The organism is Microbacterium sp. SS28 (assembly GCF_022761035.1).
In the GTDB taxonomy this organism is placed as follows: Bacteria; Actinomycetota; Actinomycetes; order Actinomycetales; family Microbacteriaceae; genus Microbacterium.
In genome coordinates, this window is the sequence record NZ_JAKWJP010000006.1 from 215,641 (window position 1) to 231,830 (window position 16,190).

General features: G+C 71.2%; 14 protein-coding genes. 4 read left to right on the plus strand and 10 right to left on the minus strand.

What is annotated here, in order from left to right:
• Nucleotides 1-19: 19 nt before the first annotated feature.
• Nucleotides 20-799: an SDR family oxidoreductase gene (locus MJ607_RS17540; protein ID WP_243076901.1), complete on the minus strand. Its 780-nt coding sequence runs from the start codon at nt 797-799 to the stop codon at nt 20-22.
• 127 nt (nt 800-926) lie between these two features.
• Between MJ607_RS17540 and MJ607_RS17545 the strand changes: the two genes are divergently transcribed.
• The gene (locus tag MJ607_RS17545; RefSeq protein WP_243076902.1) at nt 927-2,249 is read left to right on the plus strand and encodes a bifunctional o-acetylhomoserine/o-acetylserine sulfhydrylase; all 1,323 of its coding nucleotides are present in this window, start codon (nt 927-929) and stop codon (nt 2,247-2,249) included.
• Between the two features lie 126 nt (nt 2,250-2,375).
• On the opposite strand, the gene MJ607_RS17550 is transcribed toward MJ607_RS17545, so the two are convergent.
• The gene (locus MJ607_RS17550) at nt 2,376-2,606 is read right to left on the minus strand and encodes a hypothetical protein (RefSeq protein WP_243076903.1); all 231 of its coding nucleotides are present in this window, start codon (nt 2,604-2,606) and stop codon (nt 2,376-2,378) included.
• An 81-nt stretch (nt 2,607-2,687) separates the two neighbouring features.
• Here MJ607_RS17550 and MJ607_RS17555 point away from each other — a divergent pair, with 81 nt between their 5' ends.
• Complete coding sequence (locus tag MJ607_RS17555; protein WP_243076904.1) at nt 2,688-3,893, plus strand: homoserine O-acetyltransferase; 1,206 nt, start codon at nt 2,688-2,690, stop codon at nt 3,891-3,893.
• A gap of 1 nt (nt 3,894) precedes the next feature.
• On the opposite strand, the gene MJ607_RS17560 is transcribed toward MJ607_RS17555, so the two are convergent.
• The 5 genes from MJ607_RS17560 to MJ607_RS17580 all read right to left on the minus strand — a co-directional run bounded on the left by MJ607_RS17560 (nt 3,895) and on the right by MJ607_RS17580 (nt 8,559).
• Nucleotides 3,895-4,647: an NUDIX hydrolase gene (locus MJ607_RS17560; protein ID WP_243076905.1), complete on the minus strand. Its 753-nt coding sequence runs from the start codon at nt 4,645-4,647 to the stop codon at nt 3,895-3,897.
• A gap of 118 nt (nt 4,648-4,765) precedes the next feature.
• A complete protein-coding gene (locus tag MJ607_RS17565; RefSeq protein ID WP_243077068.1) occupies nt 4,766-5,950 on the minus strand; it encodes an MFS transporter in 1,185 nt (394 codons plus the stop codon).
• Between the two features lie 122 nt (nt 5,951-6,072).
• Nucleotides 6,073-6,387 (minus strand): thiamine-binding protein, encoded by a 315-nt coding sequence (locus MJ607_RS17570; RefSeq protein ID WP_243076906.1) that lies wholly within the window; start codon nt 6,385-6,387, stop codon nt 6,073-6,075.
• 28 nt (nt 6,388-6,415) lie between these two features.
• A complete protein-coding gene (locus tag MJ607_RS17575; RefSeq protein ID WP_243076907.1) occupies nt 6,416-7,624 on the minus strand; it encodes a glycosyltransferase 87 family protein in 1,209 nt (402 codons plus the stop codon).
• Nucleotides 7,625-7,725: 101 nt separating this feature from the next.
• Entirely contained in the window at nt 7,726-8,559 is an 834-nt protein-coding gene (locus tag MJ607_RS17580) for an ADP/ATP-dependent (S)-NAD(P)H-hydrate dehydratase (RefSeq protein ID WP_243076908.1), read from the minus strand.
• A 28-nt stretch (nt 8,560-8,587) separates the two neighbouring features.
• On the opposite strand from MJ607_RS17580, the gene MJ607_RS17585 reads away from it, so the two are divergent.
• Complete coding sequence (locus MJ607_RS17585) at nt 8,588-9,691, plus strand: NADH:flavin oxidoreductase/NADH oxidase (RefSeq protein WP_243076909.1); 1,104 nt, start codon at nt 8,588-8,590, stop codon at nt 9,689-9,691.
• Between the two features lie 79 nt (nt 9,692-9,770).
• Here the strand turns inward: MJ607_RS17585 and MJ607_RS17590 are convergent, their stop codons facing one another.
• Both MJ607_RS17590 and MJ607_RS17595 read right to left on the minus strand, forming a co-directional pair.
• Nucleotides 9,771-10,847 (minus strand): hemolysin family protein, encoded by a 1,077-nt coding sequence (locus MJ607_RS17590; RefSeq protein WP_243076910.1) that lies wholly within the window; start codon nt 10,845-10,847, stop codon nt 9,771-9,773.
• Complete coding sequence (locus MJ607_RS17595; RefSeq protein WP_243076911.1) at nt 10,844-12,169, minus strand: hemolysin family protein; 1,326 nt, start codon at nt 12,167-12,169, stop codon at nt 10,844-10,846. The genes MJ607_RS17590 and MJ607_RS17595 overlap by 4 nt, the downstream gene beginning before the upstream one ends.
• Before the next feature lie 231 nt (nt 12,170-12,400).
• Here MJ607_RS17595 and MJ607_RS17600 point away from each other — a divergent pair, with 231 nt between their 5' ends.
• Nucleotides 12,401-14,458, plus strand: a complete 2,058-nt coding sequence (locus MJ607_RS17600) for a M1 family metallopeptidase (protein ID WP_243076912.1) — start codon at nt 12,401-12,403, stop codon at nt 14,456-14,458.
• A 108-nt stretch (nt 14,459-14,566) separates the two neighbouring features.
• Here MJ607_RS17600 and MJ607_RS17605 read toward each other — a convergent pair whose 3' ends face one another.
• Complete coding sequence (locus MJ607_RS17605; protein WP_243076913.1) at nt 14,567-16,030, minus strand: GuaB1 family IMP dehydrogenase-related protein; 1,464 nt, start codon at nt 16,028-16,030, stop codon at nt 14,567-14,569.
• Nucleotides 16,031-16,190 lie beyond the last annotated feature (160 nt).

The following is a 16,190-nucleotide window of genomic DNA, read 5'->3' on the forward strand; positions in this document are numbered from 1 at the left end:
CCCGGCAGGCGGGCTCGGATCAGTCGAGCCCGCGAGGCCGCAGCGGTCCGCGCGCGAGGAGGTGCTGGGCGGACTGCGCGACGGGGCGCATCGTGATCAGGTCGAGGTTGACGTGACCCGGCGCGTTGAGCGCGTAGGCGATGACGTCGGCGACGTCGTCCGCCGTGAGGGGCGCCTCGACGTCCTGATAGACCTTCTCGGCCGCGATGCGGTCGCCACCGAGGCGGTTGAGGGTGAACTCGGGCGTGTGCACCATGCCCGGTGCGACCTCGACGACCCGGATGGGCTCGCCGTTGAGCTCGAGCCGCAGGGCGTGCGCGAGCATCGACTCGGCGGCCTTCGCGGCGTTGTATCCGCCGCCGCCCGGGTAGGCGGTCTGGGCCGCGGTCGAGGTGACGAACACCACGTCGGCGTGGCCGTCGTCGGCGGCGGCGCGGCGCAGCCGGCTGATCAGCGCCGAGACGAGCCGCTGCGCGCTCAGGACGTTGACGTCGAACATCCACTGCCAGTCAGCCACGTCGCCGTCCTCGACGCGCTGCGTGCCGCGCGCGCCCCCCGCGACCTGCACGAGGGCGTGCACGCCGCCCGTCTCGTCGAGCCATTCCGCGAGCGCGTCGACATCGGCCTGCTGCGTGAGGTCCGCGGCGAAGGCGACCGCTCCCGTCTCGGCCTCGAGCGCCGCGAGCCGGTCCGCGCGGCGCGCGACGGCCACGACATCCCATCCGGAGGCGCGAAGGTGGCGCGCGGCCGCCTCGCCGATCCCGGAACTGGCACCTGTCACCACTGCACGTCGAGTCATCCCTCCACGCTAGCCCGAGAGCGCGTTACGTAACATTTCCCGCTCGTTGTCGCGCGGACGGGCGAGACCTACTCTCGGACGAGGCCGCGCAACCCGCTGCGCGCCGCCAAGACACGCAGGAGTCATGATGTCCGCAGCCGAGAACTGGCGCTTCGAGACCAAGCAGATCCACTCGGGCGCTCAGCCCGATCCGGTCACGAAGGCTCGCGCCACGCCGATCTACCAGACGACGTCGTACGTCTTCGACAACACCGACCACGCCGCGAACCTCTTCGCGCTGGCCGAGTTCGGCAACATCTACACGCGCATCCAGAACCCCACGCAGGCGGTCGTCGAAGAGCGCCTCGCAGCCCTCGAGGGCGGCACCGGCGCACTGCTGGTCGCGAGCGGGCAGGCCGCGTCGACCTTCGCGATCCTCAACATCGCCGAGGCCGGCGACCACATCGTGTCGTCGAGCTCGATCTACGGCGGAACGTACAACCTCTTCAAGTACACGCTCGCCAAGCTCGGCATCGAGACGACGTTCGTCGAGAACCAGGACGACGCCGAGGAGTGGCGCGCGGCGGTTCGCCCCAACACGAAGCTCTTCTTCGCCGAGACGATCGGCAACCCGAAGATCAACGTCCTCGACATCCGCACGGTCGCCGAGATCGCCCACGCCTCGGGCGTGCCGCTCATCGTCGACAACACGATCGCGACGCCGTACCTCATCCGCCCCTTCGAGCACGGCGCCGACATCGTCATCCACTCGGCGACGAAGTTCCTCGGCGGCCACGGCACGACGATCGGCGGCGTCATCGTCGACGGCGGCACGTTCGAATGGTCGAAGAACGTCGACCGCTTCCCCGGCCTCACCGTTCCCGACCCCTCGTACCACGGCGCCTCGTACACGGCCGCCGTGGGCGACGGCCTCGCCTACATCATCAAGGCGCGCGTCCAGCTGCTGCGCGACCTCGGTGCCGCGATCGCCCCGAACAGCGCGTGGCTGCTCATCCAGGGCATCGAGACGCTGTCGCTGCGCGTCGAGCGCCACGTCTCGAACGCGCAGGAGATCGCGGAGTGGCTCGAGAACCACGCCGACGTCGCCTCGGTCAACTACTCGGGCCTGCCGACCTCGCCGTGGTACGCCGCCGCCAACAAGTACGCCCCCAAGGGCGTCGGAGCGGTGCTCTCGTTCGAACTCAAGGGCGGTGTCGAGGCGGGTCGCGCCTTCGTCAACAGCCTGACGCTGTTCAGCCACCTCGCCAACATCGGCGACGTGCGCTCGCTCGTCATCCACCCCGCCTCGACGACGCACTCGCAGCTCACGCCCGAGCAGCAGCTCACGACGGGTGTCACGCCCGGCCTCGTGCGCCTCTCGGTGGGACTCGAGAACATCGACGACCTCAAGGCCGACCTCGAGCAGGCCCTCGCGGCCGCCCGTCGCGTCTCGGAGGCTGCTCGCGCCTGACCATCAGTGCGACACGAGGGATGCCTCGGACCCGGCTGGGTCCGAGGCATCCCTCGTTCCCCGGCCTCTCCGTGAGGGCCTGGGCTCTCGCGGCTGCCGTGGCATCCGGCCGCTGAGCTGTCGATGTCAGTCCGCGTCGCCGAGGTCGGCGGCGAGCTCCTCCGGCGTGAGGCGCGCACCGGGCACGGGCGGACGGAACGGCGGAGCCGGGGTCTCGGCGTCGAAGGCAGAGCCGTCCGGCGCCTCGACCGCGGCGTCGTCCGGGAAGACGTCGACATCGTGATCGATGTCGCGTTCCGTGTCCGGCCGCGGCGCAGGCGGCTCGTGTTCGGGCATGAAGGGTTCGGCGCTCGACATGCGGGCATGATCTCACGACCGGATGACGCGCACGCGTGTAATACGACGCCCGCCGCCACCGCGACCCGGGACAATGGACCGATGGACTGGCAGACCTCCGAAGACACGGTGCCCTCGGCGCCCGTGACGGAGGCCGATGCGCGGCTCCTGCTCGGCCGCCCGCCCGCGACGGGCGCGTGGCGCGACGGCGATCCCGCCGGCGACCGGCACTTCGCGGCGTTCGGCGCCTTCCGCACCGAGGGCGGTCGCGAGCTGCCCGGCTACCGGCTCGCGTACGAGACGTGGGGCGAGCTCAACGCGGCGCGCGACAACGCGGTGCTCGTGCTGCACGCCCTGACGGGCGACAGCCACGTGCGCGGACCCGCGGGACCGGGGCATCCGACCGCCGGATGGTGGGGCGACATCGTGGGCCCCGGGGCCCCGATCGACACGGACGAGTGGTTCGTCATCGCCCCGAACATGCTGGGCGGCTGCCAGGGCTCGACGGGCCCTGCGAGCATCTCCCCCGACGGCTACGAGTGGGCGTCGCGGTTCCCGTACCTCACGATCCGCGATCAGGTCGCTGCGCAGGTGCGCCTCGCCGACGCGCTCGGAATCGACCGCTGGGCCGCCGTCGTGGGCGGCTCGATGGGCGGCATGCACGCCCTCGAGTGGTCCATCACCCTGCCCGAGCGCGTCGCGCGCGTCGCGGTGCTCTCGGCGCCGCCCGTCAACACGGCCGACCAGATCGCGCTCAATTCGGTGCAGCTCGAGGCGATCTCGATCGACCCCCGCTTCCAGAACGGCGAGTACTACGACGCCGACGCGGGCGACGGCCCGCACCGCGGCCTGGCCCTCGCCCGGCGCATGGCGCTGCTGAACTACCGCAGCCCCACCGAGCTCAACCAGCGCTTCCAGCGCTCGTGGCAGTCCGGCGTCTCGCCCCTCGGCCACGGCGGGCGCTTCGCAGTCGCCTCCTACCTCGACTTCCACGGCAATCGCTTCACTCGCCGGTTCGACGCGAACACCTACATCACACTCGTCGAGGCGATGAACTCGCACGACGTCGGCCGCGACCGCGGCGGCGTCGAGGACGCCCTCGCACGCGTCACCGCGAAGGCGCTCGTCCTGGGCATCGACTCCGACCGGCTCTTCCCGATCGACGGTCAGCACCGCATCGCGCGCGGCATCCCGAACACCCTCGACGGCGACCGCTCCGTCGTGCTCACGAGCGACTTCGGCCACGACGGCTTCCTCATCGAGACGACGGCCGTCGGCATGCACCTGCGGCGCCTGCTCGAGGCGTGACTCAGTCGCTGCGCGTATAGACCCAGGGCAGCGCGCCCAGTTCGAGGCGATGCCTGGTGGCGGATGCCGCTCCCCCGGCCTCGTCGTACTCGGCGTCCTCCTGCCACAGCAGCATCGGCCCGGCGTCCGTCTTGCGCGCGATCGTCTCGAACCGGCGGAACCCCGCGAGCCGCAGCGCGCCGAGAAGCGCCTCGACGTCGGGCTGCCCCGAGAGGGCGTGGAGGGTGACCCACGTCGGCGGGTAGAGCGTCGCCTCGCCCCGCGCGTGCCGCTCGAGCAGCGTCTCGGGCCGCACCCATTCCGCCGCGACCGCCTCGTGCTCCGAGAGGATGAGCTCATCCTCGGCGCCGCGACCCGCGAAGAACCACGTGCGGATGCGCAGCGCGAGCCCGGGCGGCGGATCCCACACCGACACCGTGAGGAGCGCGTCCGGGTCCAGCCTCAGGCCCGCTTCCTCCCACGTCTCGCGCACGCCCGCCCGGCGCGCGGCATCCTCCTCGGCCTCATCCTCGGAGCCGCGGTCGGCGGGTTCGAGCTTGCCTCCCGGAAACACCCACGCCCCCGCGAACGAGCCGCGGTCGGGGCGCTCGATCAGGAGCGCCTCGGGCCCCTCCGCACCGTCGCGCAGCAGGATGACCGTCGCGGCGACGGGGATGCCGGGGTCGGTGCCGTCGCCCGGCAGACGGGGCCGCGACTCGCCGATCGCGTCTCCCAGAGCGCGGAGGGCCCGGTCGGCTGAGGTCGGCTCTGACATCCGCTCAGCCTACGGGGAGCGCCTCCACAGGGGCGCACCGTCCGCCGTCCGGGAAACGAAGGAGTCCGGCACCGGGAACCCGGCAGGCTCGCGCCGCGAGCCCCGAACGCGATCCCGGTCAGGCGGCGAGCACGACGCGCCGGCGCTCGACCGAGAGGCTCACGATCGCCAGGACGAAGCCCGACAGCGCGAGTGCTACGCCGACCCAGGCGGGCGCGACGAAGCCCCAGCCGAGGGCGATGACGGTGCCGCCCAGGAAGGCGCCGAGGCTGTTTCCCATGTTGAGCGCGGAGTGGTTGAGGGCTGCCGCGATGGACTGGTTGTCCTCCGCGACATCCATGAGCCGCGTCTGGATGGCGGGGCTCAGGCACGCCGAGATGAAGCCCGTCGCGAAGATGAAGACCGCGAGCGCCCACACGGTCTGCGCCGAGAGCGCGAGCAGCGTCTGCACGATCGCGAGTCCGACGAACCCGCCGAGCAGCGTTCGCTTGAGGTCGATGTCGGCCACGACGCCGCCGACGAGATTGCCGATCGTCATGCCGAGGCCCATGATCACGAGGATGATCGGCACCGCCCACTGCGGCGATCCCGAGACCTCGGTCACGAGCGGCGCGACGTAGCTGTAGACCGCGAAGAAGCCGCCGAAGCCGATCGCGCCGACGGCGAGCGTGAGCCACACCTGGCCGATCCGGAAGACGCGGAGCTCCGCGCGGAACGTGCGGGCGGAGTCGCCGTCGTGCGCGGGCACGAAGAAGGCGATGCACACGGCGGCCGCGCCGAAGATCGCGGCGACGACCACGAAGGCCGCTCGCCAGCCGACCTGCTGCCCGAGGAACGTGCCGAGGGGCACGCCCACGACGTTGGCGATCGTGAGCCCCGTGAGGACGAACGCGACGCCCTTCGCGCGCTTGCCGGGCCCGAGCACGTCTGCCGCGACGAGGGCGCCGATGCCGAAGTACGCGCCGTGCGGAAGACCCGCGAGGAATCGCGATGCCGCGACGAGCTCGAACGTCGGAAGCAGGAAGGTCAGCGCGTTGAACACCGTCAGGGCGATCGCGAGCCCCAGCATGACGCGGTGGCGCGGGTACTTCGCGACCGCGCCGGCGATCGTCGGAGCCCCGACGACGACGCCGAGCGCGTAGAGAGTGATGAGCCAGCCCGTCTGCGCGATCGCGCCTTCGGGGTCGCCCGCCCAGAGGGTGGGAAGCAGGTCCTGCGCGATGTCGGGCAGCAGGCCCATCACGACGAACTCGGTCATGCCGATGCCGAAGCTGCCGACGGCGAGAGAGAGGAGCGCCCACATCGCCGCACCCCTCGAGAGATTCGAGGAGGTCACGCCGTCATGCTAGCGGCCTGCGCGGCATCCTGTCGAATCGATTCGAGGCGCGCGGCCGGCGGTCGACGCGGGACGGCCGGGAGCCGATGTCAGGCGTCGGGCTGGGCGTCGATCGCGGCTTCGAGTCGCTCGATCTTGCCGTCGAGCTCGCCTGTCCAGCCCGGGCGGATGTCGGCCTTCAGCACGAGCGAGACGCGCGAACCGAAGGGCAGCACGGCCTCGGTCGCGCGCTTGACGACGTCGAAGACCTCGTCCCACTCCCCCTCGATCTCGGTGAACATCGAGGTCGTGCGGGCGGGCAGTCCGCTGTCGCGGACGACGCGCACGGCCGCTGCGACGGCGTCGTGCACCGAGCCGTCGGCATTGCCGGTGCCGCTCGGGGCGACGGAGAAGGCGACGATCATGGGGTTCCTCCAGGGATGGGGCGGGCGTTCAGAGCTGCGCGGCGCGGACTGTGGTGCGGACGGGCACCCGGACGAGGCGCGCGACGATCCACGCGAGCATGACGGCCAGGAGCAGGTTGCGGATCGTGAGCAGGGCGCCGGGCCCCGCCTCGGCGAGCAGGAGCCCCCGGTAGGTCATGGGATACACCGCGAAGGTGAGCCCCGCGATCGCGAGGCCCAGGACGGCGGGCTTCCACCAGCGACGCCGGTCGATCACGAGCCCCACGACGAGCGGGGCGATGATCCAGGTCACGTACTGCGGCGAGCCGACCTTGTTGAACACGATGAAGGCGAGGACGAGACCGAGACCCAGATTCGGGTACAGCGAGACGAACGCGGCGCCTCGCCACGCCTTGTACCCGCCCACGGCCGCGACCGCGAGGACGGCGATCGCGAGCAGCGGCGTCATGAGCGCGATGAGCGCGTCGACCTCAGGTCCCGTGACCTGGAAAGTGAGCAGATCCCGGTCGTAGTAGATGAAGGACCCCGGGATGCCGGCCACGGCCCGCCACAGATAGAACGTGCTGACGGGAGCCTCGAGCTGCAGTCCGCGATCCGTCTGGTCGGTCACGAAGCCGAGCAGGTTCGCGGCTCCGCCCGCCGCGACGACGACCGCGACGATCGCGGCCGAGACGACGGCTCCGCTCGCGAAGACCGCCAGGCGCCGACGCACGGCGATGAGGGCGGCCACGACGAGCGCGGCGGGCCACACCTTGATCCACGTCGCGGCGGCGAGCAGGGCAGAGCCCAGCCACGGCCTGCCGATGAGCCACAGGCTCCCCGCGATCGCGAGGGCGACGGTGAGGCCGTCGAGCCGATACATCCCGACCGGGCCGAGCACCGCGATGAAGACGAGCCAGTACCAGCCGCCGAGCCACCGCCCCGTCGAGGTCGCGCGTCCGATGAGCACCGCGAAGGCGAGCGCATCGCATGCCGTGACGAGAAGGGCCCACGCGACGAGGTAGCCGGCGATCCAGGCGAGGCCCTGCGCGATGACCATCGGCAGCAGCGCGAGCTGCGGGTACACCCAGGGCGCGGTGATCCCGACGATGCCGTGTCCTTCGAGCGCCCGCCTCGACCACGGCTCGTAGACGTTGGTGACATCGCCCATCGGCTGGTTCGGCAGGAGGAACCCGAGCACGGCGACGCCGACATGGACGACGGCGAATGCGATCCACAGCACCGCCCGCCTCGACACCTCCCCATCCTAGAAGGCACGATGGCGGCGGCTTTCCGCCCGTGTCACGGGCCGACGCCACCCGCGTGAACGCGTGGCCGCTGCGCGCCGCGTCCCCCGGCTCAGAGCAGCTCGGCGACGGCGAACGGCAGGACTTCGGCGACATCGAGCGCCGTGATCGGCCCACCCGCGGGACCGAGGCGCTCCGCAGCGAGGCGTGCCGCGCGGCCGTGGAGCCACGATCCCGACGCGGCGAGGGCTGCGAGCGTCTCGGCATCGGGGATCGCATCCGTCGCCGCGGCGGCCACGAGCGCGCCGATCACGCCGCCCAGCACATCGCCCGTTCCCGCCGTCGCGAGCCACGGCGTGCCGGCCTCGACGAAGCGCACCGATCCCGACGGGGCGGCGACGATCGTCGTGCCGCCCTTCAACAGCACCGTCGCACCGAGCGCCTCGGCCGTCTCGATCGCCGCGGCAGCGCGCCCCTCGCGGTCGTCCTGTGATGCGTCTGCCAGCCCGAGCGCCTTGCGCAGCCGCGCGTGCTCGCGGTCGTGGGGCGTCACGATCCGGGGAGCTGTCGCGCCCGGCGCGAGATCGAGGGCGCCCGCATCGACGATGACGGGGAGCTCGCCGGACAGGATGCCGCGCAGGGCATGCGTCTCGACGGACGCGCGGGAGGCGGCATCCGTTCCCGACCCGATGAGCCACGCCTGCACCCGCCCGTCGACCGTCACGGTCTCGGGGCGGCGCTGCAGGACGAGGTCGCGGGCAGGCCCGACGTAGCGCACCATTCCGAGGCCCGTGCGCCAGGCCGCCTCGACGCCGAGGACGGCGGCACCCGGGTATTCGACCGACGCGGTTCGGACTCCGAGCACGCCACGGGAATACTTGTCGTCGGCGGCGGTTGGCCTCCTGAGGAATCCCGCAACGTCGGAAGCCGCCCACGATCCGCCCATGGGCCACACACTACGCCGGAGTGCACGAATGACGACGACCCTCTTCTCGCCCCTCACGATCCGCGGGCTGACGGCGCGCAACCGCCTGTGGGTTGCCCCGATGTGCCAGTACAGCGCCGTCGACGGCGTACCGCAGGAATGGCACCACACGCACCTCGCGCAGTTCGCGTCCGGCGGAGCGGGCATCGTCATGGCCGAGGCGACGGCCGTCCTCGCCGAGGGTCGCATCTCGCCCGAGGACACCGGCATCTGGAACGACGAGCAGCGCGACGCGTGGGCTCCCATCACGGCCGCGATCCGGGCACGCGGCGCCGTTCCGGCGATCCAGCTGGCCCACGCGGGCCGCAAGGCCTCGACGTGGTCGCCCTTCTCCACCGGGCGCGGGAGCGTCCCCGTCGGCGCGGGCGGCTGGCCGACCGTCGCGCCGTCCGCCGTCGCGTTCGAGGGCTACGCCGAGCCCGCCGAGCTCGACATCGCGGGCATCGACGCGATCGTCGACGCGTTCGCCGCTGCGGCGCGCCGCTCGCTCGAGGCGGGCTTCGAGCTGCTCGAGATCCACGCCGCGCACGGCTACCTCGTCCACGAGTTCCTCTCGCCCCTCGCGAATCTGCGCACCGACGAGTACGGCGGATCGCTCGAGAACCGCGCGCGCCTGCTGCTGCGGATCGTCGATGCCGTGCGGGATGCCGCAGACCGCTGGCGCGCAGACGCCTCCTCCGCGGCCGAGGTGCCGCTGTTCGTCCGGTTCTCCGCGACCGACTGGGCCGACGGCGGCCTCACGGTCGAGGAGACGGCGGTCGTCGCGGGCTGGGCGGCCGAGCGCGGCACGGACTTCTTCGACATCTCCAGCGGCGGCCTCGTCGCCCACCAGCGGATCGTCCCCGGCCCGGGGTACCAGGTGGGTCTCGCGCGTCACGTGCGCGATGCCGCGGGCGTGCCCGTGAGCGCCGTCGGCATGATCGACACGGGCCGCCTCGCCGAGGACGTCCTGCAGCGCGGCGATGCCGACGCGATCATGTCGGGACGCGAGTGGCTGCGCGACCCGCACTTCGCCCTGCGCGCCGCGGGCGAGCTCGGCGCCGACATCGACTACTGGCCGAAGCAGTACGTGCGGGCCCGCCGCCACCGCTGACCCGCGCGTCCGGCGCCGGGAGACGGCACGAGGGGCCGGTCGGAATCTCCGACCGGCCCCTCGCTCGGCTCAGCTCGATTCACCCGGCCCAGCGGCGGCGCCGCGTGGCGTCCTGGATCTCGCCGACGAGCTCCTCGATGATGTCCTCGAGGAACAGGACGGCCGTCGTCTCGCCGGCCGCGTTGCGCACCTGGGCGAGGTGGCGCCCCGCGCTGCGCATGAGCGCGAGGGCGTCTTCGAGATCTGTCGACTCGAGCACCGGCACCATGTGGTGGATGCGCTTCGTCGGCAGAGCGCGCGTCACTTCGGCGCCGGCGGCGCCCGCGGCATCCGGAATCTCGGCCGCCCGCAGGACGTCCTTCAGGTGCACGTACCCGACGGGCGCGCCCTCGTCGTCGACGATGACATAGCGCGAGAAGCCGTGCTTCGCGACAGCCCCCTCGATCGCGTCGGCCGTCGTCTCGGCGGGCAGCGTCACGATGTCCGCGAGCGGCACGGCGATGTCCTTCGCCTTCTTGTCGGTGAACTCGACCGCCGCGGCGACCGTTCCCGACATGTCGTCCAGGACGCCTTCGATGCGCGACTGGTTCACGATCGTCGCGACCTCGTCGAGCGTGAAGGTCGAGGCTGCCTCGTCCTTCGGCTCGACCCGGAACAGCCGCAGCACGCTGTTGGCTGTCCAGTTGAGCGTCACGATGACGGGGTGGAAGACCTTCGAGACCCACACGAGCGGCGTCGCGAGCATCAGGACGGCGCGATCGGGGACCGAGAACGCGAGGTTCTTGGGAACCATCTCGCCGAAGACGACGTGCAGATAGGACACGACCAGCAGCGCCACGATGAAGGCGATGACGTCGACCGCCGTCTCGGTGAGGCCCGTGAGCCCGAGCGGCACCGCCAGGAGGTGGTGGATCGCCGGCTCGGAGACGTTCAGGATCAGCAGCGAGCAGATCGTGATGCCGAGCTGACACGTCGCGAGCATGAGCGTCGCGTGCTCCATCGCGAAGAGCGCCGTCTTGGCCGACCGCGATCCCTTCTCGGCGAGCGGCTCGATCTGCGATCGACGCGCCGAGATGACGGCGAACTCGGCGCCGACGAAGAAGGCGTTGAAGGCCAGCAGCACGACCAGCCATGCGATTCCCGCCCAGTCGTTCATCGCTCGCCTCCTTCCTCGTCGTCCGTATGGGGCATGGGCTTGGGGATGAACCTCACCCGGTCGACGCGGCGGCCGTCCATGCGCTGGACGACGAGCGTGCCGTCCTCCACTTCGACCTCGTCGCCGACGGCCGGGATGCGCTCGAGCTCGCTCATGAGGAACCCGCCGACCGTGTCGTACACCTCACCCTCGGGCACGCGGATGCCCGTGCGGTCGAGCAGCTCGTCGGGGCGCAGCTCGCCCGGGAAGACGACGCGGTCGTCCTCGCGGACGATGCCCGCGCGACGGCGGTCGTGCTCGTCGAGCACTTCGCCCACGATCTCCTCGACGAGGTCCTCGAGGGTCACGACTCCCGCCGTGCCGCCGTACTCGTCGACGACGATCGCCATCTGGTAGCCCCGGGCGCGCAGCTCCGAGACGAGAGCGTCGAGGTGCACAGCCTCGGGAATCCGCAGCGGCTCGCTCGCGAGCGCGCCCACCGGCACGTCCGAGCGACGATCGCGCGGGACGGCCACGGCCGCCTTGAGGTGAACGACGCCGACGATGTCGTCCATCGAGTCGCCGTACACGGGGAAGCGGCTGTGGCCCGTCCGCCGCGCGAGCTGGATGACGTCCTCGGCCGAGTCGCCGGCCGCGAGGGCATGGATGCTGGGGCGGGGCGTCATGACGTCGTCGGCTGTGAGCCGGGCGAAGGTGAGGCTGCGGTCGAGGAGCGACGCGGTGTCCTCCTCGAGGACGCCGGCGCTCGCACTGCGCCGCACGAGGCTCGAGAGCTCCTCAGCCGTGCGGGCGCCCGACAGCTCTTCCTTCGGCTCGATGCCGATCGAGCGCAGCACGCCGTTCGCGCTCCCGTTGAGCACGACGATCGCGGGTCGGAAGACGGCCGTGAAGCCGACCTGGAAGGGCATGACGATCTTCGCCGTCTGCCGCGGCAGCGCGAGGGCGAAGTTCTTGGGCACGAGCTCGCCGAGGATCATCGAGAGGATCGTGGCGATCGAGACGCCCACGAAGACGGCGATCGGCGAGACGAGCCCGGAAGGCACGCCCCACGCCGTGAGCACCGGTGCGAGCAGGCTCGAGATCGCCGGCTCCATCGTGTAGCCCGTGAGCAGGGTCGTGAGCGTGATGCCCAGCTGCGCGCTCGAGAGATGCGTCGAGGTGATCTTGAGCGCGCTGATCGTGAGTGACAAGCGGGATTCGCCGCGGTCCCGGCGCGCTTCGAGGTCGGCGCGATCGAGGTTGACCAGCGCGAACTCGCTGGCGACGAAGAGGCCGGTTCCGATTGTGAGCAGAAGCCCCACGCCCAGCATGACGTATTCCATCAGGCATCACCCCCCATCGTGGTGGGTGCGGGTCGGTGGGGCGAGCGTCTATGACTAGGAGGGTCGTCCATCGTGCCGATCATTCTACGGCAGGCGGCGAAGACGCCGCAGATCCGGGATGCCGCTGCCCCGGTGCGGCGGAGGTCCCTTGACGCGTCGCACGCCGCACGGGACGATGAGCGCGATCGGGTGTGCAATGGCGCACGCCCCGCGTGGAAATTGGGGTCCACCATGGTCCGTCGACTCGCATCGTCCGGAATCGGAACGGCAATCGCGTGCGGGGTCGTCCTCGCGCTCGCGGTTGCGGGTGGAGCGGCGGGCGCCCCACCCTCCAAGGACGGGATCGGCGATCCGTACTTCCCGACCGACGGAAACCCCGGCTACGACGTGAGTCACTACGACCTCGACGTCTCGTACGACCCGTCGACGGACCTCCTCTCGGGCACTGCCATCGTGACGGCCACGGCGGCCAAGAACCTGTCGAACTTCACCCTCGACCTCGACGGGCTCGTCGTCTCGTCGGTGAAGGTCGGTGGAGCATCCGCCGCCTCCTCCCGCTCCGACGGCGAGTTCACGGTCACGCCCGCGGCGAAGATCAAGAAGGGCGCGACCTTCGTCACGACCGTGGCGTACTCGGGCGTCCCCGTCTCGCTCGAGGGCGCGGGCTTCCTGCACACCGACGACGGCGCACTCGTGGCCGGACAGCCCCACGTCGCGTCATCCTGGTTCCCCGTCAACGACCACCCGGCCGACAAGGCGACCTACTCGATCAGGGTCACCGTTCCCGCCGGGCTCCAAGCCGTCTCGAACGGCCGGCTCGTGTTGCAGACCGACCAGGGCGGCTCTTCGGTGTGGCAGTGGGAGGTCGACGCGCCGATGGCGAGCTATCTCGCGACGATCGACATCGGCGAGTTCGACATCCACTCCTATGAGGCGGGGGGCGTCCGGTATCTGGATGCCGTCGATCCCGACCTCACGACCCCGTACGCCGCCCACTCCGGGGACGCCTTCGCGTACTCAGGGGCGTTCGACAACGCGTACGAGCGGCTCGCGCGCACCATCACGGTAGATCCCGGGTCACCCGAACTGTCGTTCTGGACGAACCGGGGGGTCGAGCGCGGCTACGACTTCGTCATCGTCGAACTCGCGCCGACGGGCACGGACGACTGGACGACGCTCCCCGATCTGGGCGGGGTCCTCGGGCAGGATGCCGGCTTCGCGGCGTGCTCCGACCTCCTCGGCCAGCATCCCTTCCTCGAGCACTACCTCACCCCGGCTGATGACGGCTCGTGCGCTCCCACCGGCACGACGGGCGAGTGGTGGGCGGCCACGGGAGCCTCGGACGGATGGGAGCAGTGGGTCTTCGACCTGTCCGCCTACGCCGGCGACGAGGTGGACGTCGCCGTGACGTACGTGAGCGACTACGCCGTCCCTGCCGACGGCGTCTCCGTCGACGACGTCGTGACGCCGGGAGGAGTCGGATCGACCTCGTTCGAGAACGACGGCGACGTCTACGACGGGTGGACGCAGGACTGGGCGACGGCGACCGCCGGGCCAGCGCCGATCGGGGACAAGATCGAGGCATCCCTCGCGCGGCAGCCCGAGATCATCGCGGCCCTCTCCGGCTGGTTCGGCCACTACCCCTTCGCAGACGCGGGAGCGATCGTCGACGACTACTCGGGGCTCGGATTCGCCCTCGAGACGCAGACCCGGCCCGTGTACGCGAAGGAGTTCTGGTCGGACGGCCAGAACGACGGCGTCGTGGTGCACGAGCTCGCGCACCAGTGGTTCGGCGACAGCGTCGCCGTCGACCGATGGGCCGACATCTGGCTCAACGAAGGCTTCGCGACGTACGCCGAATGGCTGTGGCTCGAGCACGACGGCATCGCGACGACGCAGGAGGCCTTCGACTTCTACTACAACGCGATCTGGCCCGAGGACGACCCGTTCTGGACCGTCGTGATCGGCGATCCGGGCCCAGACGCGATCTTCGACAACGCCGTGTACTACCGCGGTGCGATGACCCTCCACGAGCTGCGCCGGGCGATCGGCGACGACGCGTTCTTCTCACTCCTGCAGCAGTGGGTCGACACGCACCGAGACGGGAACGCGTCGATCGATGAGTTCATCGACCTCGCCGAGGAGGTGTCGGGCCAGAAGCTCGGCAAGCTCTTCACGGCATGGCTCTACACGCCGAGCAGGCCGGACGTCGCCGAACCGGGCCTGCGGCTCTTCAGCGTCGAGCGCGCGCCGAAGCTCACGGTGCCGCAGGACGCGCCGCGCCATTGAGGCGCTGACACAGGGGGGATCCGGGAGGCGCCCCATGCGTTCTCCACGCATCGCTTCGCGCCGCGCGGAGCCTCGTGCGCGTGGGGCCGGCAGGCGGCATCCCGGATCTCACCAGCTGACCGGCAGAGCCTTGCCCTCTTCGTAGCCCGCGGCGGACTGCAGGCCGACGCGCGCCCGCTCGTGGAAGTCGGGCACCGTCGCGGCGCCCGCGTACGTGAACGACGAGCGCACGCCCGACGTGATCATGTCGAGCAGGTCCTCGAGGCCGGGGCGCAGCGGGTCGAGGTAGATCTTCGACGACGAGATGCCCTCGGCGAAAAGCTCCTTGCGCGCGAGCTCGTACGGGTCGAGGCGGCCGAACCGCTCGTGCACGGCCTTGGTCGACGCCATGCCCCACGACTCCTTGTAGGCGCGCCCCTGGCCGTCGAGCTGCAGCTCACCGGGCGCCTCGATCGTTCCCGCGAACCAGGATCCGATCATGACGGATGCCGCTCCCGCGGCGAGCGCCAGGGCCACGTCGCGCGGATAGCGCACTCCCCCGTCGGCCCAGACGTGGGCGCCCATGAGGCGGGCGGCCTCGGCCGTCTCGAGGACCGCCGAGAACTGCGGGCGGCCGACGGCCGTCATCATGCGCGTCGTGCACATGGCGCCGGGGCCCACGCCGACCTTGAGGATGTCGGCGCCCGCGGCGACGAGATCGTGCACGCCCTCGGCCGTCACGATGTTGCCCGCCGCGATCGGGATGCCGAGGTCGAGCGCGGCGACGGTGCGCAGCGCCGCGAGCATGCCCTCCTGGTGGCCGTGCGCCGTGTCGACGACGAGGACGTCGACGCCCGCGGCGGCGAGCGCCTGCGCCTTGCTCGCGACGTCGCCGTTGATGCCGACGGCGGCCGCGACGCTCAAGCGGCCGTCGAGGTCGACGGCGGGGCGGTAGATGTTGGAGCGCAGGGCGCTGCGGCGCGACAGCGTGCCGACGAGGAAGCCGTGGTGCAGGACGCACACCGTCTCGGCCTCGGCGCCGACGATGAGGTCGAACGCGTGACGCGGGCTCGTGACGTCGTCGGCGTCGATCGATGTGATGCCGCCGCGCGCGAGGTCGCCCAGGCGCGCGTCCGGCAGCGCCGTGCCGAGGCGGGTCGCGGGGACGATGCCGAGGATCTCGTCGATGCGCAGGCCCTCGGGGCTCGCGGGCGACGGTGCCACGACGATGCCGTGGCCGTCCGTCGCAGGCAGCAGCCGCGCGGCCTCGGCGACGGTGGACTCGGGCGGGAGCACGACGGGCGTGTCCCACACGACGGGCTGGTCCTTGACCCAGCGGATCGCGGCATCCAGCCCTTGAAGCGGCATGTCCTGCGGGAGGACGCCGAGTCCGCCGCGCCGGGCGAGGGTCGCGGCGAGCCGCGCCCCCGTCACCGAGTTCATGTTCGCCGACACGATCGGCAGCGTCGCGGGGGTGCCGTCACCCGGGGCGAGGTCGACGTCGAGTCGACTCGTCACCCCTGACCTGCGCGGCACGAGGAAGACGTCCGAGTAGGTCAGATCGACGTCGGGCCGCTCACCGTAGAACTCCACGCATCAAGGTTAGTGATTCTTACCTGTGCGAATAATGATGCCGTTTCATGCGCCGTGCGGCCTTCTGCACCAGGAAAGGTCACGGAAGACTGGGTTAGGCTTAACAGTCGTGCATGCGGGTGCCCTCCTGCCTCGCGTGTCCAGCACACTTCACCGATGA